20 protein-coding genes and 2 pseudogenes are annotated in these 23,315 nt (G+C 71.1%); 12 read left to right on the top strand and 10 right to left on the bottom strand.

Translation table 11 applies throughout. The features are described from left to right. Window positions 1-31: 31 nt before the first annotated feature. The 3 genes from ACFWPS_RS27845 to ACFWPS_RS27835 all read left to right on the top strand — a co-directional run bounded on the left by ACFWPS_RS27845 (window position 32) and on the right by ACFWPS_RS27835 (window position 3,320). A complete protein-coding gene (locus tag ACFWPS_RS27845; RefSeq protein WP_383709247.1) occupies window positions 32-1,390 on the top strand; it encodes an ABC transporter substrate-binding protein in 1,359 nt (452 codons plus the stop codon). Window positions 1,391-1,476: 86 nt separating this feature from the next. After that, window positions 1,477-2,469 carry a carbohydrate ABC transporter permease gene (locus tag ACFWPS_RS27840; RefSeq protein ID WP_383709245.1) on the top strand — a complete coding sequence of 331 codons (993 nt, stop codon included), beginning with the start codon at window positions 1,477-1,479 and terminating at the stop codon, window positions 2,467-2,469. Window positions 2,470-2,477: 8 nt separating this feature from the next. Beyond that, a complete protein-coding gene (locus ACFWPS_RS27835) occupies window positions 2,478-3,320 on the top strand; it encodes a carbohydrate ABC transporter permease (RefSeq protein ID WP_383709242.1) in 843 nt (280 codons plus the stop codon). Here the strand turns inward: ACFWPS_RS27835 and ACFWPS_RS27830 are convergent. The 3 genes and pseudogenes from ACFWPS_RS27830 to ACFWPS_RS27820 all read right to left on the bottom strand — a co-directional run. Continuing rightward, window positions 3,318-3,839, bottom strand: a pseudogene (locus ACFWPS_RS27830) (HAMP domain-containing protein); the annotation flags it as partial. The gene ACFWPS_RS27835 and the pseudogene ACFWPS_RS27830 sit on opposite strands and share 3 nt — an antisense overlap. Then, the gene (locus ACFWPS_RS27825; RefSeq protein ID WP_383709239.1) at window positions 3,832-4,527 is read right to left on the bottom strand and encodes a response regulator transcription factor; all 696 of its coding nucleotides are present in this window, start codon (window positions 4,525-4,527) and stop codon (window positions 3,832-3,834) included. The pseudogene ACFWPS_RS27830 and the gene ACFWPS_RS27825, both read right to left, overlap by 8 nt. A 243-nt stretch (window positions 4,528-4,770) precedes the next feature. Then, window positions 4,771-5,793 carry an aromatic acid exporter family protein gene (locus tag ACFWPS_RS27820; RefSeq protein WP_383709236.1) on the bottom strand — a complete coding sequence of 341 codons (1,023 nt, stop codon included), beginning with the start codon at window positions 5,791-5,793 and terminating at the stop codon, window positions 4,771-4,773. A 334-nt stretch (window positions 5,794-6,127) separates the two neighbouring features. Between ACFWPS_RS27820 and ACFWPS_RS27815 the strand changes: the two genes are divergently transcribed. Continuing rightward, window positions 6,128-6,919 carry a DUF4239 domain-containing protein gene (locus ACFWPS_RS27815; protein WP_383709233.1) on the top strand — a complete coding sequence of 264 codons (792 nt, stop codon included), beginning with the start codon at window positions 6,128-6,130 and terminating at the stop codon, window positions 6,917-6,919. A 7-nt stretch (window positions 6,920-6,926) separates the two neighbouring features. On the opposite strand, the gene ACFWPS_RS27810 is transcribed toward ACFWPS_RS27815, so the two are convergent. Beyond that, window positions 6,927-7,643: a DUF4232 domain-containing protein gene (locus ACFWPS_RS27810; RefSeq protein WP_383709231.1), complete on the bottom strand. Its 717-nt coding sequence runs from the start codon at window positions 7,641-7,643 to the stop codon at window positions 6,927-6,929. Between the two features lie 187 nt (window positions 7,644-7,830). On the opposite strand from ACFWPS_RS27810, the gene ACFWPS_RS27805 reads away from it, so the two are divergent. After that, window positions 7,831-9,171 (top strand): helix-turn-helix domain-containing protein, encoded by a 1,341-nt coding sequence (locus ACFWPS_RS27805; RefSeq protein ID WP_383709228.1) that lies wholly within the window; start codon window positions 7,831-7,833, stop codon window positions 9,169-9,171. A 91-nt stretch (window positions 9,172-9,262) separates the two neighbouring features. Here the strand turns inward: ACFWPS_RS27805 and ACFWPS_RS27800 are convergent, their stop codons facing one another. Beyond that, window positions 9,263-9,403 carry a hypothetical protein gene (locus ACFWPS_RS27800; RefSeq protein ID WP_383709225.1) on the bottom strand — a complete coding sequence of 47 codons (141 nt, stop codon included), beginning with the start codon at window positions 9,401-9,403 and terminating at the stop codon, window positions 9,263-9,265. Here ACFWPS_RS27800 and ACFWPS_RS27795 point away from each other — a divergent pair. Next, window positions 9,396-9,530: a hypothetical protein gene (locus tag ACFWPS_RS27795; protein ID WP_383709221.1), complete on the top strand. Its 135-nt coding sequence runs from the start codon at window positions 9,396-9,398 to the stop codon at window positions 9,528-9,530. The two genes, ACFWPS_RS27800 and ACFWPS_RS27795, sit on opposite strands and share 8 nt — an antisense overlap. Window positions 9,531-9,564: 34 nt before the next feature. Here the strand turns inward: ACFWPS_RS27795 and ACFWPS_RS27790 are convergent, their stop codons facing one another. After that, window positions 9,565-10,845, bottom strand: a complete 1,281-nt coding sequence (locus tag ACFWPS_RS27790) for an RNA-guided endonuclease InsQ/TnpB family protein (RefSeq protein WP_383709219.1) — start codon at window positions 10,843-10,845, stop codon at window positions 9,565-9,567. 23 nt (window positions 10,846-10,868) lie between these two features. Between ACFWPS_RS27790 and tnpA the strand changes: the two genes are divergently transcribed. Then, window positions 10,869-11,297 (top strand): IS200/IS605 family transposase, encoded by a 429-nt coding sequence (tnpA, locus tag ACFWPS_RS27785; RefSeq protein WP_383709216.1) that lies wholly within the window; start codon window positions 10,869-10,871, stop codon window positions 11,295-11,297. Between the two features lie 96 nt (window positions 11,298-11,393). Here tnpA and ACFWPS_RS27780 read toward each other — a convergent pair whose 3' ends face one another. Together ACFWPS_RS27780 and ACFWPS_RS27775 are read right to left on the bottom strand one after the other, a co-directional pair. Then, on the bottom strand, window positions 11,394-11,675 hold the full coding sequence (locus ACFWPS_RS27780; protein WP_383709317.1) for a hypothetical protein: 282 nt from the start codon (window positions 11,673-11,675) through the stop codon (window positions 11,394-11,396). A 31-nt stretch (window positions 11,676-11,706) separates the two neighbouring features. After that, a pseudogene (locus ACFWPS_RS27775) lies at window positions 11,707-12,051 on the bottom strand (RNA polymerase sigma factor); the annotation flags it as partial. A 585-nt stretch (window positions 12,052-12,636) separates the two neighbouring features. On the opposite strand from ACFWPS_RS27775, the gene ACFWPS_RS27770 reads away from it, so the two are divergent. The 3 genes from ACFWPS_RS27770 to ACFWPS_RS27760 are packed head-to-tail and all read left to right on the top strand — an operon-like array spanning window position 12,637 to window position 15,397. Beyond that, complete coding sequence (locus ACFWPS_RS27770; protein ID WP_383709215.1) at window positions 12,637-13,896, top strand: nucleotide sugar dehydrogenase; 1,260 nt, start codon at window positions 12,637-12,639, stop codon at window positions 13,894-13,896. Window positions 13,897-13,931: 35 nt separating this feature from the next. Next, complete coding sequence (locus tag ACFWPS_RS27765) at window positions 13,932-14,105, top strand: peptidase (RefSeq protein ID WP_383709213.1); 174 nt, start codon at window positions 13,932-13,934, stop codon at window positions 14,103-14,105. Beyond that, window positions 14,102-15,397, top strand: coding sequence for a glycosyltransferase (locus ACFWPS_RS27760; protein ID WP_383709210.1), 1,296 nt, complete (start codon window positions 14,102-14,104; stop codon window positions 15,395-15,397). The genes ACFWPS_RS27765 and ACFWPS_RS27760 overlap by 4 nt, the downstream gene beginning before the upstream one ends. 27 nt (window positions 15,398-15,424) lie before the next feature. On the opposite strand, the gene ACFWPS_RS27755 is transcribed toward ACFWPS_RS27760, so the two are convergent. Next, window positions 15,425-18,433 (bottom strand): hypothetical protein, encoded by a 3,009-nt coding sequence (locus ACFWPS_RS27755; protein ID WP_383709208.1) that lies wholly within the window; start codon window positions 18,431-18,433, stop codon window positions 15,425-15,427. A 250-nt stretch (window positions 18,434-18,683) separates the two neighbouring features. On the opposite strand from ACFWPS_RS27755, the gene ACFWPS_RS27750 reads away from it, so the two are divergent. Together ACFWPS_RS27750 and ACFWPS_RS27745 are read left to right on the top strand one after the other, a co-directional pair. Continuing rightward, window positions 18,684-21,350, top strand: a complete 2,667-nt coding sequence (locus tag ACFWPS_RS27750) for a SpoIIE family protein phosphatase (protein WP_383709205.1) — start codon at window positions 18,684-18,686, stop codon at window positions 21,348-21,350. A gap of 190 nt (window positions 21,351-21,540) precedes the next feature. Further along, window positions 21,541-21,894 (top strand): cupin domain-containing protein, encoded by a 354-nt coding sequence (locus tag ACFWPS_RS27745; RefSeq protein WP_383709203.1) that lies wholly within the window; start codon window positions 21,541-21,543, stop codon window positions 21,892-21,894. On the opposite strand, the gene ACFWPS_RS27740 is transcribed toward ACFWPS_RS27745, so the two are convergent. Then, a complete protein-coding gene (locus ACFWPS_RS27740; RefSeq protein WP_383709200.1) occupies window positions 21,870-23,249 on the bottom strand; it encodes a phosphatase PAP2 family protein in 1,380 nt (459 codons plus the stop codon). The genes ACFWPS_RS27745 and ACFWPS_RS27740 overlap by 25 nt on opposite strands. Window positions 23,250-23,315: the final 66 nt, after the last annotated feature.

Here is a 23,315-nt window from a genome sequence, read left to right as displayed (position 1 = left end):
AACCCTCGCACCCGCACGGAGGCACCACACCATGAGCTCGACCAGCCCCAACAGCCCGGCCGGCAGAAGGTACCGCCGCACGGCCGCCACCGGCCTGGCCCTCGCCCTGCCCCTCGCCGCCCTGGCCGCCTGCGGCGGCAGCGGCCAGGACTCCGCCGCCTCGGCCGGCAGCGGCAAGGGCACCATCAGCGTCTGGGCCCACCAGGGGCAGAAGAGCGAGGACACCGCCCTGCAGAACGCGGTGAAGTCCTTCAACTCCTCCCAGAGCAAGATCAAGGTCGAGCTGAAGCTCATCCCCGGTGACGACTACACCAAGACCATCACCGCCACCGACGCCTCCCAGCTGCCGGACGTGATGGAGTTCGACGGCCCGACGATGGCGAACTTCGTCTACAACAAGAAGCTCGCGCCCATCGACTCCTACGTCTCCGCGAAGACGATGTCCAACGCGACCGACGCCAGCAAGGCGCAGGGCGAGATCGACGGCAAGCACTACGGGCTCGGCATGTACGACTCCGGGCTCGGCATCTACGCCAACAAGAAGCTGCTGGACGCGGCCGGGGTGAAGTACCCGAAGAGCGCCTCCGAGTCCTGGACCGTCGGCGAGTTCGACAAGGCGCTGAAGGTGCTCAAGGCCAAGGACTCCGACGGCAAGGTCCTCGACATCCAGGAGAACAACGGCCTGTCCAACGAGTGGGGGACCTACGGCTTCTCCCCGATCGTCTGGTCGGCCGGCGGCTCCCTGCTGAAGAACGGCAAGGCCGAGGGTGCCCTCGACAGCGCGTCCGTGGTCTCCGCGCTGAAGACCTTCCAGTCCTGGAAGAGCGATGTCGACCCCAACACCGACGGCAACGCCTTCGCCAAGGGCCGGGTCGCGCTGAGCTGGGTCGGCCACTGGATGTACCCGACCTACAGCAAGGCCCTCGGCAACGACCTCGTCGTGCTGCCGCTGCCCGACTTCGGCAACGGCACCAAGACCGGCCAGGGCTCCTGGGCCTGGGGCATCGGCGCCGACTCCAAGAACGGCAAGGCCGCCGGCGCCTTCCTCGACTACCTCCTGAACGACACCAACGTCGGCGCCATGACGACGGCCAACGGCGCCCCGCCCGCCACCAGGACGGCGCTGGCCAAGAGCTCGCTGTACAAGAAGGGCGGCCCGCTGGAGCGCTTCGCCGACCAGCTCGACAAGCCGTGCGGCGACAGCGACATCACCAAGTCCTGCGTCGCCGTGACCCGCCCGGTCACCGCCGGCTACCCCACCGTCACGGCCAAGTTCAGCGAGGCCCTGAACTCGATCTACGGCGGCGCGGACGTGAAGAGCGCCCTGCAGAAGGCCGCCCGCTCGATCGACCAGGACTTCTCCGACAACGACGGCTACCAGATCCAGTAGGACACTTCGGCCGGGCGGGCGCGCGTACGACCCTTCGGGCGGCGCACCCGCCCCGGCCGGGAACAGGACCGGAACAGGACACCCCCGTGAAGACCGTGGAACCCGCGCAAGCAGCGCCCTCCCGCAGGCAGGAAGGACCACCCGTGACCCCCGTGAAGCCGGCGCGCGCCGGGCGGCCCAGGAACCGCGACTGGCTGCACGGACTGCTCATGTCCACGCCCGCCGTCGCCGGCCTCGTCGCCTTCGTCGGCATCCCGTTCGGCTACGCCGTCGTCCTCTCCTTCTACAACGTGCGCCTCGGCTCGCCGCTCGCGCCCAGGTTCTTCGGCCTGGAGCAGTACCGGCGGCTCTTCACCGACCCGGACCTGTCCGGCCCGTTCCTGCGGGCCCTGCTCAACAACCTGACGTTCGCCGTGGTCGTCGTACCGCTCCAGACGGGCCTGGCGCTGGGTCTCGCCATCCTGCTCAACCGCAAGCTGAAGGCGATCGGCGTGTTCCGGTCCCTCTTCTTCCTGCCGGTCGTCTTCCCGATGACCCTGGTCGCCGTCATCTGGCGGCTGATCCTCGCCCGCAGCGACCAGGGACTGCTCAACTCCACGCTGCACCTGGTGAGTTTCGGCAACTGGGGCGCCTTCGACTGGCTCGGCGACGCGGCCACCGCGATGGCCTCGGTCATCGTGCTCTCGGTGTGGCAGGGGGTGGGCTTCCAGATGGTCATCCTGCTGGCCGGCCTCCAGCAGATCCCCGGCGAGCTCTACGAGGCCGCCGAACTCGACCGGGCCACCCGCCGGCAGCAGTTCCGGCACGTCACCCTGCCCGGCATCCGCGGCACCCTCGTCTTCGTCGCCATGCTGACCTCGGTGCTCTCCTTCCGGGTCTTCGACCAGGTCTACGTCCTCATCCACGGCGGCGGTCTCAACGAGGACGCCACCCGTACGGTCATGTACGAGGCCGTCACCACCGCCTTCGACCAGAACAACATCGGCCAGGCGTCCGCGATCACCGTCGTCTTCTTCCTGATCGTCGTCGCCCTGACCATCGTCCAGCGCCGCGTCGTCCGGCCCGACAACGAGGACTGACCCCGACCATGGCCACGACCCGCGCCCCCCTGCGCCGCTTCGCCGACTACACCGTCCTCAGCGTCCTGGCGTTCGTCTTCGTCCTGCCCGTCCTCTACCTCCTCCTCGGCAGCCTCAAGCCCTCCGACCAGGTGCTGAACGGCCTCAGCGGCTTCCTCCCCACCCATCTGACCTTCGCCAACTACGCCCACGTCCTCGACGCCCTGAACTCCGACAGCACCGGCTACTTCTGGCGCTTCATGGGCGTCTCGCTGCTCGTCGCGTTCGTGGTCGTGACCGGCGGTCTGTTCGTGAACTCGATGGCCGCGTACGGCATGTCACGGCTGAAGTGGCGTGGCCGGGACGCCGTCTTCACGCTGGTCCTGCTCCTGATGCTGGTCCCGTTCGAATCGGTCGCGGTCCCGCTCTTCTACATGTTCAACGGCCAGCGCAACACCATCTACATCCAGGCGATCCCCTTCATCGCCAACGCCTTCTCGGTCTACCAGTTCCACACGTTCTTCCGCTCGATCCCGCCGAGCATCGAGGAGGCCGCCCGGCTGGACGGCGCGGGTCCCTGGCGCACCTTCTTCGCGATCATCGTCCCGATGTCGAAGCCCGCGTTCGCCTCGGTCGCGATCCTCACCTTCCTCACCCAGTGGGGTTCCTTCCTCTGGCCGGTACTGATGGTCTCCGACCCCTCGGTCCGTCCCCTCCCGCTGGAGATGAGCGTCTTCCAGGGCCAGCAGCCCGTGGACTGGGGCGAGATCCTCGCCTTCGGCGTCCTCCTCGTCCTCCCCGTACTGATCGTCTTCGCCTTCTTCCAGCGCTGGTTCGTCCAGGGCGTCGCCAGCTCGGCCGTGAAGGGCTGAGCTCACGGTGTGACGACGGCGAAGTCCGGCGCGGGCCACGTCGAGAAGTGCCTTCGAGATGGCGAGCGGGGTGCGCAGCTCGTGAGAGGCGTTGGCCGCGAACCTCTGCTCTCCGGCGACGTGCGCCTCCAGCCGGGCGAGCATCGTGTCGAAGGCGTCGGCCAGTTCGCGGAACTCGTCCCTGCGGCCCGGCAGCAGGATCCGGTGGGAGAGCGATCCGTTCGCGGCGACGCGGGTGGCGTCCGTGATCCGGGTCGGCGGAGCGAGCATCCGGCCGGCGAGGAACCACCCTCCCACCAGACCGAACACCAGCAGGAACGTCAGCGCGGCGGCCGCGGTCGGGGCGAAGGAACGGACGACCGCGTAGCGGTAGTCGGGGATGAGGACGAGCCCGACGTGGTTCACCCGGTTCAGGTACACCCACCCGGCCGTGAGCATCAGGACACCGGCCGGCAGCAGGAATCCGGTGTAGCTGAGGGTGAGTCTGACGCGGACGCTCAGCCCGGGTGCCCTATCCACGCCCGCCCCCCTCGGGTCCGGCCGCCGGCTGCGTGTCGATGCGGTACCCGGCGCCGGGCAGCGTGGCGATGATCCAGGGTTCGCCGAGACGCTTGCGCAGCGCCGAGACCGTGATGCGTACGGCGTTGGTGAACGGGTCGGCGTTCGCGTCCCACGCGCGTTCCAGGAGGTCCTCGGCGCTCACGACACCGCCCTCGGCGGCCATGAGGACTTCGAGCACGGCGAACTGCTTCCTGGTCAGCGCGACATAGCGGCCGTCCCGGAAGACCTCCCTGCGGAACGGGTCAAGACGCAGACCCGCGATCTCCCGTACGGGGGGCCTGCTGTGGGCGCGTCTGCGGTCGAGCGCCCTGAGCCTGAGCGCGAGTTCCTGGAGCTCGAAGGGTTTCGTGAGGTAGTCGTCGGCGCCCAGTTCGAACCCGGACGCCTTGTCGTCGAGACGGTCCGCCGCGGTGAGCATCAGGATCGGCATGCCGCTGCCGGAGGCGACGATGTGCCGGGCGATCTCGTCGCCGGAGGGTCCGGGGATGTCGCGGTCGAGGACGGCGATGTCGTAGCTGTTGACATCCAGCAGCTCCAGGGCCGTGCCGCCGTCGCCCGCGATGTCGGCCGCGATCGCCTCCAGGCGCAGGCCGTCGCGGATGGCTTCGGCCAGGTAGGGCTCGTCCTCGACAATCAGCACACGCATGCCTTCGAGGCTACGAGTCGGCACCTGTCGTCGGCGTATCGAAAATCGCATACGCGCCGGCAACACGGCGTCGCCTTGGCTGGTGGTATGCATCGAGCCCCGCCCTCGGCACGAACGACGTCCCGCCGGATCGGGCGGTCCCTTGACGCCGTCGGCCCGGCCGTCGTCATCCCCCTGAACACCGCCGCCCGCGACCACCGGGTGCCACCACGGGGACGTCGAGGGGGGGTATCTCTCGTTTCCTCAGTCCCGGGAGCCGTCGCAGAGGTCGAGGATCCTGGTGAACGGCCTGCGGAGCACCACGGCCATCGGCTCCGTGTCGTCCTCGGCGTACCGGGCGAGACCGGCGCGCGCGACGCCCGTGTCCTCGCGCGGGTCGCGCCCCGCCAGGATCGCCTCCAGGGCGCGCCCGGTGGCCTCGGCGACCGGGAGGAGACCTGCCCGGGCCCGGGCGAGGGCCGGGGTGGGCCCGTCGCGCACGCTGAAGAACTCGACCTCGGCGGCCAGGGCCAGGAGATGGGGCACCGCCCGGACGGCGCGGCCGATCCGGTCGCCCAGTTCGGTCACCTCGTCCAGGTGGCGGCGCCGCAGCGGATTGAACCGCATGGCCTTCTCCGCCTCCCGCGCCGCAGCCCCGTAGCGCCGCAGCCGGTCCGCCTCCGCCTGCGCCGACGCCCGGTTCGCGGACGCCGCGTCCGGTGACCCGATCGCGCGCGTGCCGCGTACCAGGCTCTCCGTCAGACCGGCCGCACACTCCCGTGCCAGGGTCGCCGCCTCCCGGCGGGGGTCCCGCGGCCAGAGCACCGGACCGAGGACGGCGGTGACCGCGCCCCCCAGCGCGTTCTCCCACAACCGTGCGACGCCGTACGCGTCCGGCGAGGGATTGGCGAAGACCAGCAGTGAGGTCACCGCGACCTGCACGTTCAGCGTCGTCCCGGAACTGACGACGGTCCCGCAGAGCAGGGCGAGACCCATCACGACGGCGAGGACGAGCGTGGTCGGCCGGAAGAGACTGACCACGGTGACGCCCAGGGCCACTCCGGCCATCACGCCGAGGATCCGCAGCAGCAGTGCCGCCAGCGAGGAGGCGGCATCACCGCGCAGGCACAGCAGGGGAACGATGGCCGCGAACACCGGTGGCTGAGTGGCGCCGGCCCACAGCGCCACCTGCCAGCAGAGCACCGCGATCACCAGGATCCGGGCCGCCGTCGGCCCCTGCACCCGCAGCCTGCGGCGCACCTGTGTCCACGGGGAGACGCCCGTCACCCGCCCACCATAGGCACACATCACGGCCCGCCGCCCTTCGGTGACGCCCCGTGTCCGGTCCCGGCGGCGCGGACGCACCGGCGCCCGGGAGGGCGCGCGGCCGAAGCGGGTGCACGGTGCCGAGGAGGTTCCGGCGGTGCGGCCGCCGGGCGGCGGGCGGCGGGCGGCGGATGCCGGCCCGAAGGTCGTACGAGCGCCCCGCACCCCCCGGCCCGGCCGGCCTCCCCGCCGGCGCCGGGCGTCACCCGGTGGTGTGAACTTCTTCCCGTAACACCCTTGGTTGCCTGGGAAGACGTGGTTTTGGGTTGCTCTGTCCGGCCTAGACTCCACGGTCATGTCGCTGTGGCTGCTCAACCATTTCAGCACCTTCACGCTGGCCGTCGTCATCGTCGGCGGGACCGTTCTGCTGGCCGTCACCGGCAGCGTGCTGCTGCGGCGCAGGTACCCGTCGCTGGCCGGCGGGGAGCACAACGACATGGTCGGCGTGACGCTGGGGATGTTCGGCGCCATCTACGGGATCATCCTCGCGTTCGTGATCGTCACGCTGTGGACGCAACTGGAGGACACCCAGACCATCGTCGCCTCCGAGGCCACCGACGCCGCGCTCATCACCCGCGACGCCGCCGCGTTCCCGGCGGCGGTGCAGGCCCGTCTCGACTCCGCCATGAGCGGTTACGTGCACGCGGTCGTCGAGGACCAGTGGCCCCGGATGCGGGCCGGACACCCCAGCTACGGGGCCACGGAAACCCATCTCCGGGCCGCCTTCCACGTGTTGCAGACGTACGACCCGAAGACCGAGCAGGAGCAGGTCTTCTACGAGCAGAGCGTCAGCCATCTCGACGACGTCGCCTCCCAGCGGCGCGCCCGCATCACCATGGCGAGCCAGGAGCTACCCGTGCTGCTGCAGGTCCTGGCCATCGGCGGCGCCGTGGTCCTGGTCCCGCTCACCTTCCTCTACGGCATGCGCAAACTGAGGGTCCAGATCCTGTTCGTCGCCTCGGTCGCCGGGCTCGTCGGCTTCAGCCTGCTCCTGGTCTTCGTCCTGGACCGCCCCTTCGCCGGCGACCTCAGTGTCAGCCCCGCCCCGTACCGGGAAGGGGCCCTCGCCCAGTACTGGACCCGGTGAGCCGCCGTCACCAGCTGACGGCGTCGTCCATCGACTGCTGCCAGTACGTGACCTTGAGCGAGTCGTCGACGTAGACCCCCTTCGCGGGCAGCGCCGGGTGCGCGCCCGTGCCGACGCTCTCGTTGCCGGAGCGGCCCTGGAAGTAGACGGTCAGGGACTTCACGGTGTGGCCGTTCGTGCCACTGCCGTCGGTGGCGGACAGGCTCACCGAGGCGTAGCCGGACTCGCCCGGCGCGAGCGTGACGACCGCCTGCGGCTGCGAGTCCCCGATGACCGGGGGCACGGCCTGCGCCTCGCCGAAGCTGACGGCCGGGTAGCCGTAGAGGTAGCAGGTCCTGCTGCCGGTGTTGGTCACCGTGAGGAGCATGTGGTTCACGGGGCGGTTCAGCGGGGCCGCGACCGTCCTGGTGACGGACCCCTCGCAGGTGACCGGCTTGCCGGCCGAGGCGGGCGCCTTCGACGCGGAGGCGGCGGTGGAAGTGCCCGCGGCGGACCTCGGCGTGCCGGTGGCGGCGTTGGCCGCCGGGGCGGAGGTGCCGGAGGCGGATGAGGGGGCGGAGGGCTTCGCGGGGGCAGAGGAGTGCGTGGCCGGGGTGGAGGCCGCCGCGACGTCCTCGGCGTGGACGCCCGTGCCGTCGTCGCACGCGGTCAGGGAGAGCGCGGCGAGTACGACGGTCGTGGCGGCGCCGACGAGACGGGTGCGGGAGGTGCGGAGGTTCGACATGTGGCCGTGCCCCTTCGGTGTTCGGGTGGCGGTGGTGATTGGATGACCGAAGCCTGTGAGGCGATCCGTCCCAACCGCCAGGCACAGCGGGCAGTTGGGGACGCTGGAACGCAGAAATGCGCTCTGACCAGGGAGAACGCGATGGCCCTGGAATGCGGGACTGGAATACGAGGGGATGGGGGAACGGGTGCCAGGGGCGACAGGGGCCGACGCGACGGAGGCGTTCGCGCTGCTGCTGCGGGAGCTCAAGGACCGCTCGGGACTGAGCTACGGGGTGCTTGCCAAGCGGCTGCACATGAGCACGTCGACGCTGCACCGCTACTGCAACGGCACCGCGGTGCCCGTCGACTACGCCCCGGTGGAGCGCCTCGCACGGGTCTGCCGGGCGACGCCGGAGGAGCTGGTGGGGCTGCACCGGCGGTGGATCCTGGCGGACGCGGCACGAGGGAGCCGGGGGGAGCAGGCCACGGCGCCGGACACCGTCCCGACGGTGGATCCCGGATCGCAGGCATCGCAGGCATCGCAGGCATCGCACGGGCCGGACGAGGGCGAGGGCGGGGGCGCTGAGCCGGTCGTCGTCGACCTGCGGCGCGAGCCCGCGGCGCCGCGTCGGCGCCGTACCGTGCTGATGTCCTCCGTCGCGGTGGCCGCCGTGCTGGGGGCCGTCGTGTTCGCCGCGCGGCTGCCGCTCGGCGGCGGGAACGGCGGCGCGGGCGACCGGCGGGCGGCCGGTGACACCGCCACGATCACCGGCACGATGACCGGCACGGCGGACACCGGGACGACGTCCGCCTCCCCGTCCCCGACCGCGAAGGGGCACCGGGCGTCCGCATCGGCCTCCACCACCCCCACCGGGTCCGGCGGTTCGGACGGCGACGCCAAGCAGGGGAGCGGGGCCCAGGACACCGACGGCACCACCACCGGCGCCGCCGTCCCGCTCACCGTCAACACGCGTCCCTACGTCTACGACGACCCGTGCAGCCAGCACTTCCTCGTCGACAGCGAACCGGCGCAGGTCGGCCCGCCGGCGAACGAGCAGGACGCCCCGCGCTGGGCCGCGGCGTACGGGGCGGTCTCCTCGGGCGAACAGGAGGTCGCCCTCACCGTCCAGGGCACCGGCGCGGAGACCGTCGTCCTGGAGGCGCTGCACGTCCGCGTCCTCAGCAGGGGCGCGCCGCTCGCCTGGAACGACTACTCGATGGGCGTCGGCTGCGGTGGCGGCGTCGGGACCAAGTCGTTCGACATCGACCTCGACAACGGCAGCCCCACGGTCACCGCCAAGAACGGCCAGCGCGACTTCCCCTACAAGGTCAGCGAGTCCGACCCGGAGGTCTTCTATGTCTTCGCCCGCACCACGGCACACGACGTCCGCTGGGATCTCACCCTGGACTGGTCCAGCGGGAGCCGCCGGGGCACCGTCCACGTCGACAACGCCGGCACCGCGTTCCGCACCAGCGCCGACGCGGGCCGCCCGGGATACGACTACCCGCTGGGCGGCAGCGAGTGGATCGAACGCGAGGGCGGCTGACAGGGGCCGGAGAGCGACCGCGCGCCGGACGGTGACCGACCGGGCGCGGACCGACCGCGGACGGCGCGTCCGGCGGCGGTACCCGGGTCTCTCAGCCGGGCTTGACGACGGCCGTCGCCGTGAATCCGCAGCACTGGATCTCGCGGACGGGTGCGACGGACGTTCTGCGGATCCGGTCGCCGCGGAGGGTGCCGGTGGTGTCGACGGCGTCGGCGATGACGCCGATGCCCACCTGGCCGCCGGTGATCTCGTTGTGGTCGGTCGTGCCGTCGCCGTCCTGGACGGCGATCCCGAAGAACCGGTTGCCGGTCAGCAGATTGCCGCTGATCCGGCAGCAGTTCGGGCTGAAGATCTGTTGAAGTGCTCTCCCGGCTGAAGCCGGGAGATTCCTGCTTACCTCGCGGCAGCGGGCTTGACGCGCTTCGCGCGCCTGACGACTGCCCTCCCGGCAGCCGGGACGAGCGCGAGGCCCATCCGGTACAGATGCAAGACGTTCCGGGCTGCGTTGTGGTCGGCGTTGCCCGACCAGCCGCAGTCCGGGTTCTTGCACACGAACACGGCCTGGCTCTCCCGGCTGCCGGACGTGGTGAAGCCGCACGCTGAGCAGCGCCGGGAGGTGCCGGGGGCGGGGACCTTGACCACGGTGCCGCCGAGCTGGGCGGTCTTGTACGTCAGCATGGTGACCGTCCGACCCCATGCCTCCGCGCTGATGGAGCGGTTCAGCCCAGCCTTGCGGGCAACGTTCTTCCCCGGCTCCTCGATGGTTCCCCTGGCCGACTTGACCATGTTCGTGATGCTGAGTGCTTCGACCACGACGGTGCCGTATGCGCGGGCGATGACGGTGGTCGTCTTGTGCTGCCAGTCCAAGGCCCGGCGCTTGGCTTTCGCGCGCAGTCCTGCGATCTGGTCGTAGGTGCGGTGCAGCCGGCGACTGGTGCGCTCGCCGGGCTTGCGGTGACGCTTACGCTGCGCGGCACGCTGCTCCAGGTGCAGGAGCCTTGCCTTCTCCTTGCCGGTCAGCCATTCGCCGTGCTCGTACGTTTCACCGTCCGAGAGGGCCAGGGGCACGGTGACGCCCACGTCGATGCCGACGTCCGGCCCCTGGTGGGGATCGGGCTTGACCTCCAAGGTCTGAACACGGAAGGCGATGTGCCAGCCGAGTGCGTCCTTGATCAGTCGTGCCCCGGTGATCCGGTTCTCCGCGCCTGCACGCTTGCCGACCGGAAGGTCTTTGGTCCACCGGAAGCGGACCCGGCCCACCTTGGGAATGTTGACCATGCCCCAGCGGCGGTGCACACGGCTGATGTTCAGGTCCCGGCCCTGCGGGATGTCCACGGACATCACCGTGCGGAACCGGCCCTTGAAGTCCGGGGCGCCGGCGCGGCCCTCCCAGCAGTTCTTCCACGCCCGGAAGTACGTCTTGAGTACCGCTTGCGCGGCCTGCGCGGGCAGGACGGCCAGGAAGTCGATGTCCTCGCGGGCCTGCCGGATCGCGGCGTCCGCGTTCGCGAGAGTCCGCTTCTCCTTCGGCATCATCCGCCACCACGCGTGCAGCAGGTTCCACATCGTGCGGGCCGCGTGCGCCTGGTCGTCCGTCTTCAACACCTCAGCAGGCGACAGCGCGAGCCGGACACGGTGCCCGAACTGCCGCTTGACCAGGGTGTTGTGACTCACAATCGAGAACCAGCCATTGGTTTATGTCACCCCGCTGGAACCCTAATCCCGATGTCAGAACCGGTCGCCATGTTGTCTATAACCTGCACGTTCACTTGGTTTTTGTCACGAAGTACCGGCGGAAGGCGCTCACCGACGCCATGCTGACCCGCACAGAAGAGATCATGCGGGAGGTCTGCGCCGACTTCGAGGCCGAGCTGAAGCAGTTCAACGGCGAACAGGACCACGTCCACCTGCTTGTGCACTACCCGCCCAAGGTCCAGCTCTCCAAGCTGGTCAACTCCCTCAAGGGCGTCAGCTCCCGCAGACTCCGCCAGGAGTACGACAGCCACGTCCGCCGCTACCTGTGGAGTGGACACTTCTGGTCCGGCTCCTACTTCGCAGGATCATGCGGCGGGGCACCCCTGACCGTCGTCAAGCAGTACATCGAAAACCAGCAGCGCCCCGTCTGACCGTCACCCCAGAGGCGCAGAGCACTCCGGCGCTTCGCGCCACCGGGCCAAGGATGGCCTTCACCCCCGCCCTGAAGGGCGGAGCACTGGCCAAGATCAGAGGTAGAGCCCGACGTCGGAGTCGGAGACCCGGTTGCGGGAGATCTCCGTGCCCGCCGCGGCCCCGACGACGATGCCGGCCTGGACGGTGGGGATCCGGGCACCGCCGGTGACGACGTTGTCCTTCACCAGCACGGGTGAGGGCGGGCCCGTACCCGGGCCGTTCACATTGACGCCGTCGGTCTGGTAGCGGGCGACCGCGACCCCGGTGATCAGGCCGGAGGCCGCGCTGCCGGCCGCGCCGTCCACCTCGATGAAGTCCGGCAGCCCGATGGTCACACCCCGGCCGAACGCCTGGTCGGCCGGGCAGGTCGAGCCGGTCCGCCACCTCCTCGGCGTGGTCGGGCACCGACAGCTCGGCCGCCGCGGCCGCCTGCGCCGCCGCCCGGTAGCGCCGGTTGCTCCGGTACTGGTTGCGCGCGGTGTTGGTGGCGATGCCCAGCAGCCACGGCCGCAGGGAGCCGCCCTCCGGGTCGACCCTGTCGCGCAGCCGCCACGCCTCCATGAAGGTCGCGGCCATCACGTCCTCGGCCGTCGACCAGTCCGCGGTCAGCCGGAAGGCATGGTTGTAGACCGTGCGGGCGCAGCTGTCGAAGAGCTCGCCGAACGCGCTCGGATCCCCGGCCCGTACCCGGGTTCGCAGATGAGTACTCACCTCGATGAGCTGTCCGGCACCCGACACCGACTTCCCGTGACCTGCGCCACACGATCGGCCCCGAACGACACGGTGGCGCCCCACCCCTTTCGAACAGACGGCTCACGGTATAGGGCCGGGCGCGCCGAAGGGCGGCGGCGCATGGGGCGTGCGCAACAGCGCGCGAGCATTGGTGCGCGCCATCTCGGGGCAGCGATATGGGAACTCCGCTTCCGCTTGTGGCGGGTGTGCTGAAATCTTGGACATGCGCGAAAGGGAATCCTTCGTGTAGATCGACCGGCGTGGCCACGGTTCGGCCGGATCGACAGGGCGCGGGCCGTTCATGGCCGCCGAGGGGGGCTTCGGGCGCACTGTCATGGCGCGGTGTCCACAAAAAAAGGGGGAATCGTGAAGAGCGCTCTGTGTGTCTGGTATCAGGCACGAGGTCCTCAGACCCACCGGTGAGGCGGCGCTGACACGCCGCGAATTCCGTGCCGCACCCGATGCCGCGGCCGCCTGCTTCAGGAGCAGGCAGCCGCATTTCCGGGGCGCCGTCTTCCGGTCTGCGTACTTCCGCAGGCCGGCTCAGGAGCGAGGACATTCACCATGCGCATCTGTGTACTCGGGCAGGGCTATGTCGGCCTGCCCCTGGCCCTCCGGGCCGCCGAGGCCGGACACGTCGTGACCGGCTACGAACCCGACCGGGAACGTTGCGACAAGCTGGCCGCGGGCACGTCGTACGTCGAGGACGTCGCATCCGACCGCCTCCAGGGCGTGCTGCGCTCGAACGCCTACCGGCCCAGCTGCGACCCGAGGGACCTCAAGGGTTTCGACGTCGCGGTCATCACCGTGCCCACACCGCTGACCGAAAGAGCCCCGGACCTCACCTGCGTACGTGAGGCCGGCCGGCTGCTGGCCGCCTGGCTGGAGCCCGGAGCCACCGTCGTACTGGAGTCGACCACGCACCCCGGTACCACCCGCGACGTGCTCATACCCCTGCTGGAGGAGGGTTCGGGGCTCGTCGCGGGCCGTGACTTCCATGTCGGCTTCAGCCCTGAGCGCATCGATCCCGGCAACGCGGACTGGCGGCTGGAGAACACTCCCAAGATCGTCGCCGGCCTCACCGACACCTGCCTGCGGCAAGTGAAGACCTTCTACGACTCGGTCACCGAGATCACCGTGCCGGCCTCCGGGCTGGAAGAGGCCGAGCTGGCCAAGGTGTTCGAGAACACCTACCGGCACGTGAACATCGCGCTGGTCAACGAGCTGTCACGGATGGCCCACACCCTCGGTGTCGACGTGTGGCACACGCTCGAACTCGCGGCGACCAAGCCGTTCGGATTCACCAGGTTCCTGCCCGGCCCCGGGGTCGGCGGTCACTGCCTGCCCATCGACCCCGTTTATCTCAGCCACCACGTCAAGGCACGGCACGGACAGACGTTCCGGCTCATCGAACTGGCCCAGGACATCAACGAGAGCCAGCCCGACTACGTGGTGCGTCGTCTGCAGGACGCGCTCAGCAACCGCTTCCGCCGCAGCGTGCACGGCGCCCGGATTCTCGCTCTCGGCGCGGCCTACAAGCCGGGCACGTCCGACGCACGGCAGTCGCCGGCCGTCCAGGTCACCGACCGGCTGCGGGCGATGGGCGCCGACGTCGTCGTCGTGGATCCCCATCTGACCGACAGCGGCCGTCGGCGGATCCCCTTCGCCGCGGTGGCGGACGGCGAGAGCGTCGCCGACTTCGACGCCGTCGTGCTGCTCACGCCGCACGCGGAATTCGACCTCGCCCAGATCGCCGACGAGGCGGCCTACGTGCTCGACACCCGGGGCGTCATGGCGCCCGCGCCGCACATCGAGCGGCTCTGAGGCACCTGAGCACCTCAAGACCCAAGGACGGAAACATGTACGGACACAACGGTGTGGGTGCCGCGATCGGTACCGCCGCGGGAGGAGCGGCGCTGGCCGCCACCGGCGGCACGGAGCTGGGATGGATCGTGCTGGGAGCGATGCTTCTGGTGCTCGGCGGGGTCGCGGTCTTCCGACTGGCGACCCGCGGCAGGCGGGTGGCGGCTTGAGCACTTCACCACGGGCCGGATTCACCGCGGTGACCACAGTCGTGGCGGCAGCCCTCGCCGCCGCCACCGTGGTGGTGCACCTGCAGTCGAAGAGCCCGATCCTGACGTTCTACTGGTGGCTGGGCATGGTGGTGATCCTGCTCTGCCTGCTCTCGTTCCTCAAGGGCCGTTCGTTCGCCCACCTGCCGGTCGCTCCCGGCCGCACCGTGGCCATCGTGCCCGCGTTCGAGGAACCCACGGAGAACCTGCACCGCACGGTGCGTTCGCTGCTGGCCCAGACGCGGCCCGTCGACGAGATCCACGTCATCGACGACGGCTCCCGGCAGCACCCCGTCGAGCCCTTCGACCACCCTCGGGTCTTCTGGCACCGCCAGGAGAACAAGGGCAAGCGCGGGGCCCAGGTCACCGTGCTCCGGCACCTCCAGAGACAGGGCAAGCACTTCGACTTCGTCCTCACGATCGACTCGGACGGCGAACCCTTCCCGGACGCGCTGGAACAGCAGCTGCGGGCCATGAGCAATCCGAGGATCCAGGCCACGACCGGGATGATCTACATCCGCAACTTCGAGGAGACCTGGGTGTCCCGGGCCGCGGACATCGACATCGGCACGTCCTGCGTGATGATGCGCTCCTCACGCTCCATGCTCGGGGCGCTGGAGACCACCTCGGGGGCGCTCGCCCTCTACCGGGCCGAGCTGCTCTACGACCACCTGGACGCCTACGAGGTCGAGTGCGGCACCGGCGACGACCGGTGGCTGGCGCTGCGGGCCCTCATGCGCGGGGAGGTCGTGGCCGTCAACGAGGCCGGCGTGGTCACCGACATGCCGACCACGCTCGGCAAGACGTACCGTCAGCGACTGCGCTGGGCCCGCTCCTGGTGGTGGATGCTGCCGTTCGTGTACGCGCGGCTCTCCTTCAAGCAGCTCATATCGCCGACGTTCGGTCTGCTCCAGCTCGTCATCACGCCGATCATGCTGGCCTGGACCGTCGTCATGACCGTGCTGACCATCGGCGGGCGGTACCACAACCCCGGTGTGGCCCTGGTGTATCTCGGAACGTACCTCGTCGTCCGGTACGGCCAGGCAGGCCTGTACGTGCTCATGCGGCCCGGCCTGACCACCCGCCAGCGCTGGCGCTCATGGCTCGTCGGCACACCTGCGGCGGTGTTCATGAACATCGTGCTGCTGTGTCCCACCCGCTACTGGGCCCTGTTCAAGCTCCGCGACAACGCCTGGCAGTCACGCGGACTGACCGCCAGGACAGCCCTGCCGGGAAGTCCGCGGGCGTCGTGAACGCACGCCCGCGGACTGTCCGGCGGTTCAGCGGGTGACCGCCACCGCGTCCAGGGTGACGGTGGACCTTCCGGTTCTGCTGCCGGTCAGGATGCGCAGCTGGACCTTGTGGGTGGTGATCGTGGTGCCGAGGGTGCGGGTGAACACCACCTGCCGGTAGGCGGTCGTGGCGGCGTAGGTGTCGACCGTGCCGACCGTCTTCCCGTCCACCACGACCGCGAAGCGCCCGCCGTTCGACCTGCGGGTCGCGACGACGCGCAGCTGGGTGCCGTCGGCGGTGAAGGACACGTAGGCGCCCTTGGCGGCGGAGGTGCGTTCGGTGCCCGCCCAGGCGGAGGACGCCGACACCGACTTCCAGGTGCCCGTGTAGTGCAGCGCCGACGCACGGTCGTCGACCGGGATGCCGGTGGCCGCCGCCTTGCTCCAGGCGCCGGTCTGGCCGGCGTCGTCGTGGGCGCGGACGTAGAAGCGGTAGGTGAGTCCGGCGCCCGGCTGCACGGGGCTGCCGGCCTTGCCGAAGACCGCGGAGCCGGCCGTGGTGCCCGTGCGCCAGGTGTGGAGGGGACCGAGCTTCCAGGCACCCGCGCTGTCCCGGGTGGCGACGCGCCAGCCGATGTCGTACGACTTCACGCCCGCGGTCTTCGCCGACCAGGTGACCGGCACGGACGCGCTGGTCGCCGCGCTGCTCGCGACGGCCGGTGCGGTGACGGTGGCGGCGGGGGCCGTCCGGCGCAGGGTGACCTTGCCGGTGAGGTCGGCCGCCGACCGGCCGGTGACCGTGTCCTGCACGGTCAGCGTCCAGGTGTAGGCGCCCTCGGCGGCGGTGCCGCCCGTCTGGGTCTTCCCGTCCCACACCGGTGCGACCTTGCCGTCGGCGGCCGTACCGGTCAGGGAACGCACCTGCGTGCTGCCGGACTTGAGGGTGAGCGTCCAGCTCACCGGACGGTTGTACGTCCAGGTGGGGGCCCAGGTGTCGGCCGAGTCGTCGTCGTTCGGGCTGAAGCCGGCGGGTGCGGTGGCCGAGGCCGCGGTGGGAACGCCCGCCCAGGTCACGTGGGTGACGCCGGCGTCGTCCATCCAGGCCGCCCAGGGCGCGTCACGGTCGACCGTCCAGCGTTCGGCGGCGGCGGTGCTGGCCCTGTCGGGGAGGGTGAAGAGGGGGTGGGCGGTGGTGTCCGTGCCGGTCAGGGACTGGGCGTTCAGGGTGATGTCGGCGCTGCCCGCCGACTTGGTGAACGTGTAGAGGACGTCCGTGCCGAGGATCGGGGTGCGGACGGAGGCGTCCACGACGGTGGTCGCCGAGCTGCCCGCCGTGAGGAGCAGACCGGTGGTGGCGGTGGCTCCGCAGGTGGTCAGGAGGATGTGGGAGCCGCGTACCTGGAGGCCGCCGGGAAGGCAGTTCACGGTGGCGGCGGTGGTGACCGTGCCGGTCGTCAGGTCGGTGCGGCGGATCGACCAGGTGGACGTGGTGCCGTTGCGCTCCGAGGAGTACACGGCGCCGCCGTACAGGGCGGAGCCGGACGGCACCCGCTGCGTGTGCCCGTCCGCGAAGGTGTAGAGGAGCAGGGTGCCGTTGGCCACGGTGGTCTTGTCCGACAGCAGCGCGTGCGCGCCGTCGAAGTCCGCCACGGTCACCGACGAGCCGTCGTGGTCCAGCGGTGTGCCGACCAGAGCGCCGTTCTCGTAGACCTGGAACTGCCCCGCACCGGCGGCGTCCGTCTGGTCGACCAGGACCCGTCCGCCTGCCGCGGCCAGCGTCTGGTGCACCGGGCCGCCGGAGTACGCCAGTACCCGGGACGGCGCGCTCGCCGAGGCCCCGGACGGGCTTGCCGTCAGGTCCGAGCGGAGCAGGACCCCGTCCTCCCGGGACGAGTCGTCGGCCGTGTAGAGCGCGCCGCCGGACAGGGCCAGGGCGTCCAGCCGGGCGAGTCCGGCGGGGATGACGGTGGCGTCGCCCGCGGCGGTGGAGACCCGGCCGTCGGTGAGGGTCTGGACCGCGGCGTCCACGTCGGGCCGGTACAGCGACGCCCGCATCCTGCCGTCGTCGCCGACCTCGACGTCGCGGAAGGTGCCGCCGAGGTCCTTCGCCGCCGTCGATCCGTCCCGGTCCATCGCGAACAGCTCGTTCGAGGCGTCCGAGTCGTTGCGCTGGTACCAGGCGAGGGTGTCGTCGCTGATCCAGCGTGCTCCGGCGACCGGCAGGGTGACGGTGGCCGGGCCGTCCCCGGGTGCCGACCGCTGCCACTCGGTCAGGGTCGCGCCGTCGACGACGCCGACATGGGCGGGGGTGAACTCCAGGGCCTGCGGCAGCTCCTCGGTCGTGGGTTCGGCCACGGTGACCGTCGCGCCGGTGGCGAAGTCGACGTAGACGATCTCGTAGCCCCAGCCGGGCGCGGTCCGCCGCAGCACCAGGGCGCCGTCGGCGTCCGAGTCGAGGACCTCGTACTGCTCGTCGCCGGAGAGGAGGGTGCGGTCCGTGCCGCCGGGGGTGCGCAGCAGCAGGCGCACCAGGTAGGCGGAGGTGTCGTCCTGGTAGCTCTGCTGGACGAGGATGCCGTCGCCGGCCTGTCCGCGGTAGCGCTCGTCCCCGGCGGCCCCCGAACTGTCGTGGGCGACCGGGAGGACGTCCTCGTCGCCGGAGCTCAGGTGGCGCAGGGTGACGTGGTCGGCGAGAGCGCCGTTCGGGTTGGTGGAGGTGGCCACGGCCACCACGCCGGCCTGCACGGACACCCCGTGTACGGTCACCGTCTCGTCGGTGTCCGCGAGCCGGCCGAGGTCCTGGGGGGTGCCGCCGGCGACGGCGAGCCAGCCGTGCGCCGCCGTGTCGGCGGTGGTCGTCTGCCGCCAGACGACCGCCTGGCCGGAACCGGAGACGTCCTGCGCGCCGGGCACGGAGGTCGTCCGCGCGGCCAGCGTCGCCGACACCTCGGTCGCGGGCGCGGCGCCGGCCGGGAGCGAGGTCATGGCCTGGGCCACGGCCAGCGCCGTGAGAGCGGCTGCCGGAACGGCGAGGAAGCGGCGTCTGTGCGAAGGCATGGCAGCCCGATCTCTGTTCGAATGTCGAGGCGGGGATTGTCACACAGCGTCCCGCACCGCCTGGCGGCGGGACCTTGTTCCGCGGGCGCCGCGGTGCCGCGCAGGTGTCGTGCAGGCCCGCCCCGGCACCGGCCGCACTCCGCCGCGCGCTCACGTGCCGTACGCGCCCGGACGCGGAGCGCGTCGATATCGCGAGTGGATGCGCCGCAGGGGTGATGTGACCTTACCCATTTGGTGTTATATGAGCCGTATGCACCAACTGCTCCGGCGGATGCGGTCCTGGTACGGGATCCGCAGCGTTGCCGGCCAGATGTTTCTTCTGCAGGTCGGAGTCGTCCTGGTTCTGGGGGCGACTGCGGTCGCCGTCCTCCTGCTGCAGTCGCGAGCCGACGCCGAGCGGGAGGCCCGCAACCGCACCCTCGCCGTGGCCTCCGCCGTCGCCTCGGATCCCACCGTGCGGCAGGCGCTGACCGGCACGCATCCGACCGCCGTGCTCCAGCCGTTGGCCGAGGAGACCCGTGAACGCTCGCACGTGGACTTCGTCGTCGTGATGAGTCCCACGGGCATCCGCTACACCCATCCGAACCCCGCCCAGATCGGCCGCCGTTACATCGGCGGCATCGCGGCGGCGCAGCACGGCGGCATCGTCACCGAGACGACGACCGGGACCCTGGGCCCCTCCGTCAGGACCGTCGTTCCCGTGACCAGCCCCGAGGGCAAGGTCGTCGGGCTGGTCTCCGCGGGCATCACCGTCCGCCAGGTGAGTGCCGCGGCCGGCCGGCAGGCACCGCTCGTCCTGGCCGGCACCGGGCTGGCGCTCGCGGCCGCCACCGCCGGCACGGCACTCATCGGCAGGCGCCTGCGCCGTCAGACCCACGGTCTGGGGCCGGTGCAGATGACCCGCATGTACGAGCATCATGACGCCGTTCTGCACTCGGTACGCGAAGGCGTCCTCATCGTCGGTCCGCAGGGCCGGCTGCTCCTGGCCAACGACGAGGCGCGGCGCCTGCTGGGACTCGCGGCGGACGTGGACGGCCTGCCCGTCACGGAGCTGGGGATCGCCCCCGGGGCCGGGCGGCTCCTCGCGTCCGGCGAAGCGACCACGGACGAGGTGGTCGAGGTCGACGACCGGCTGCTGGCCGTCAGCCAGCGCCCCATGGACCAGCCGCACGGACCCGGCGGCTGGGTCGCCACCCTGCGCGACACGACCGAACTCAGCGCGCTGATGGGCCGGGTCGAGGTGGTCCAGGAACGGCTCAAGCTGCTGTACGACGCCGGTCTGCGCATCGGCACCACCCTCGACGTGCGGCACACCGCGGAGGAACTGGCGGAGTTCGCCGTACCCAGGTTCGCCGACTACGTCACCGTCGACCTGACCGACGACGTGCTGCGCGGCGAGGAGCCCGACGAGGTGAGCGCGGCGGAGCTGCGCCGGGTCACCCTGCACGGCATCCGGCAGGGGGTGCCGCTCTACCCGCCCGGCGCGCTCATCCACTTCGACCCCTCCACCCCGCAGGGCGAGGGTTTCGGTTCCGGACGGATGGTGCTGGAGGCCGACATGGCGGCGTTCTCCGGCTGGCAGGCCCAGGACCCCGATCGGGCACGGCAGCTGGTGGCCTACGGCATCCACTCCATGATCGCCGCCCCGCTGCGGGCCCGCGGCGCCAGCCTCGGCGTGGCGACCTTCTGGCGTTCCAAGGAGCCGACCCCCTTCACCTGGGAGGACCTCTCGCTCGCCGAGGAGCTGGTCGCCCGCGCGGCGATCAGCATCGACAACGCGCGCCGCTTCACGCGGGAGCGCACCATGGCGGTCACGCTGCAGCGCAGCCTGCTGCCGCACGCCCTGCCGGAGCAGAACGCCGTCGACGTGGCGCACCGCTACCTTCCGGCGGGGGCGGGGCCCGGGGGAGTCGGCGGCGACTGGTTCGACGTCATACCGCTCCCCGGAGCGCGCGTCGCCATCGTGGTCGGCGACGTCGTGGGGCACGGACTGCACGCCGCCGCCACCATGGGCCAACTGCGCACCGCCGTACACAACCTCTCGACGCTCGACCTGCCCCCCGACGAGCTTCTCTGGCACCTGGACGAGCTGGTCAGCCGCCTGGACCAGGACCGCGACGACAACGGCGGCAGCCCGACGCTCACCGGGGCCACCTGCCTGTACGCGGTCTACGACCCGGTCTCACGGTTGTGCACCATGGCCAGGGCCGGTCACCTGGAACCCATCATCGTGCCCCCGGACGGCCGCGCCCACCTGCCCGGGGTACCGGCCGGTCCGCCGTTGGGGCTGGGCGGGATGCCCTACGAGAAGGGCGAGGTGGTGCTGCCCGAGGGCAGCGGCATCGTGCTCTTCACCGACGGCCTGATCGAGGACCGGCGGCGGGACATCGACGAGGGCATCGAGCGTCTGCGCCGGGCCCTCGCGGTGGCGGGGCGTACGCCGGAGCAGATGTGCCGGGCGGCGATCGACGCCATGGTGCCCGGGGCGCCCCGCGACGACGTGGCCCTGATCGTCGCCCGCACCCGGATGCTGGACGACAAGCACACCGCGTCCTGGACCGTGCCGTCCGAGCCCTCGGCCGTCGCCGGTGTCCGTGCCGCGGCCACCGAGCTGCTGCGCGACTGGGGCCTGGAGGAGGAGTCGTTCACCCTGGAGCTCATCCTCAGCGAGCTGGTCACCAACGCCATCCGGCACGCGACCGGCCCCGTCGGGGTGCGCCTGATCCGTGACCGCAGCCTCATCTGCGAGGTCTCCGACGGCAGCAGCGTCTCTCCGCACCTGCGCCGGGCCGCCACCCTGGACGAGGGCGGCCGCGGGCTCTTCCTGGTGGCCCAGTTCGCCGACCGCTGGGGGACCCGCTACACCGCCGAGGGAAAGGTCATCTGGACCGAGCAGCGGCTCTGTACACAGGTGTGAGGCGACACAGTTGTGTGACGGACACAGTTGTGTGACGTACACAGCTGTGCGGCGACACAGCTGTGCGGCGCGGCGGCCGCCTCGGCCGAGGGGTGCCGGCACTCCCGGATGTTCGCGATCGGGCGAGGACGGGAAGCATGCCTGGCATGTCGAAGAGGGACGCGCGGAACGGACGTGGGGAAGTGCGGCGGTGAGCAAGCCCGAACTGGAGTTCCATCTGCCCGACGGGCCGTGGCGGGCCCCGGCCGGCGCCGGTCCGGGCGTCGAGGAGTGCGTCCTGGCCGACGACCCCGCACGCGGATCCCGTACGGCGCTGGTCCGCTGGGCGCCGGGCACCGACACCTCGGCGGCCGGCGTGACACGCCACGACTTCTGGGAGGAGGTCTACCTCGTGGCGGGCGCCCTGCACGACCTGACGCTCGACCGGACCTTCACCGCCGGCATGTACGCCTGCCGCCCGCCCGGGATGCCGCACGGCCCCTGGACCTCCCCGGACGGCGTCACCATGCTGGTGGTCACCTACCCGGGACCCGGCGGGCCCTGAAGGGTGCCTCCCGGAGCCCCGCCCCGGCCGCTTCTGATCAGTTCGTGTTGCGGCGCCGGTCGGGGCGCCGTCTGTCGGGTCCGCGGGTCCCAGCGGTTGACGGTCCGTACGTAGTCGTGGACCACGGAGGCCAGCGCCAGGAGGAGAAGCGGTCCGGATATCCAGGGATGCCTGGCCATCTCCAGCGGCAGCCAGCGGTAGGACACCAGGAGCGCGGCGAAGACCGCCGTACCGTGGGCGACCAGCCGGATGCCCGACGGGTCCCAGCCGCGGTCGTGCGAGCGCAGGGCCGCCTCGACCGTGAGCGCGAACACCGCGCCGGCGACGAGGTCCACGCCGTAGTGGTAGCCGAAGCCCAGCGTCGCGGTGAGCGTGGCGACCAGCCAGAACGCGCCCGCCCAGCGCAGCACCCGGGGGCCCTGCCGGGAATGCAGGAAGATCGCGGTGGCCCACGCCGTGTGCAGGCTGGGCATGCAGTTGCGGGGGGTGAACCCGTCGTACGGCAGCGGGTGCGGGGCGGTGACCGGCGGCGCCGTGCGCGGCCACAGGTCGGTCACCGGCCAGTGTCCGCCGTGCGGCGGCCGTTCCGGCCAGAGGCTGACCGATGCCCAGTGGTCGGCGCCGGTGCCGTAGGCGAAGACCGGTCCGACCACCGGGAAGATCATGTAGACGGCCGGCCCGAGCAGACCGATCACCAGGAAGGTGCGGACCAGATGGTGGCGCGGGAAGCGGCGCTCGGCCGCCACGTCGCGCAGTTGGTACAGGGCGACGGCGACCGCGGCCACGGCGAGCTGGCCGTAGACGACGTCGAGGACGTTGAAGCCGATCGGGCCGGTGGCCGTGACGACCCGGCCCACCAGCCACGACGGGTTGCCCAGGGCGTGGTCGGCGGTGGCCACGTACCGGTCGAGCACCGTCGGGCGGGTCTTCGAGGTGATGAGCAGCCAGGCGTCGCCCGTCTTGCGGCCGGTCACCAGCAGCAGGCCAAGACCGACGCCCTTGAGCAGCAGGACGCGTTCGCGGCCGGTGCGGCGGGTCACGGCGACGACCGCACAGCCGAGCATCACCCACAACGCGCCGTTGCCGAACGGCTGTCCGCGGGTCACCTCGGCACCGAACGCCCACCGGACCGCCGAGAAGACGAGGTCGATGCCGATCGCGGCGCCGAGGGCGACGAACCGCTGCCGCCAGGTGAGCACCACCATCGTCAACGCCAGCCCGGCGTACAGCAGAAAGCCGGATTTGGGAGGGCATATCACCTCCCGCGCCTGGTTGGTGATCGGACCCGGCAGGCCGTAGTGACGTGCGGCGACCTCCAGTGCGACGAGGAACGCGAAGGCCGTGGCGGTTGCCACGGCCCAGAGTCTCGGTGGTGTGTGTCTCAAGGTCCGGCCGATTTGTTAGAGGTTGCGGGACAGTTG

Origin of the sequence: Streptomyces sp. NPDC058457, assembly GCF_042720695.1 — a bacterium.
Classification (GTDB): Bacteria; Actinomycetota; Actinomycetes; order Streptomycetales; family Streptomycetaceae; genus Streptomyces.
This window is presented reverse-complemented; position numbering and strand designations above follow the sequence as displayed.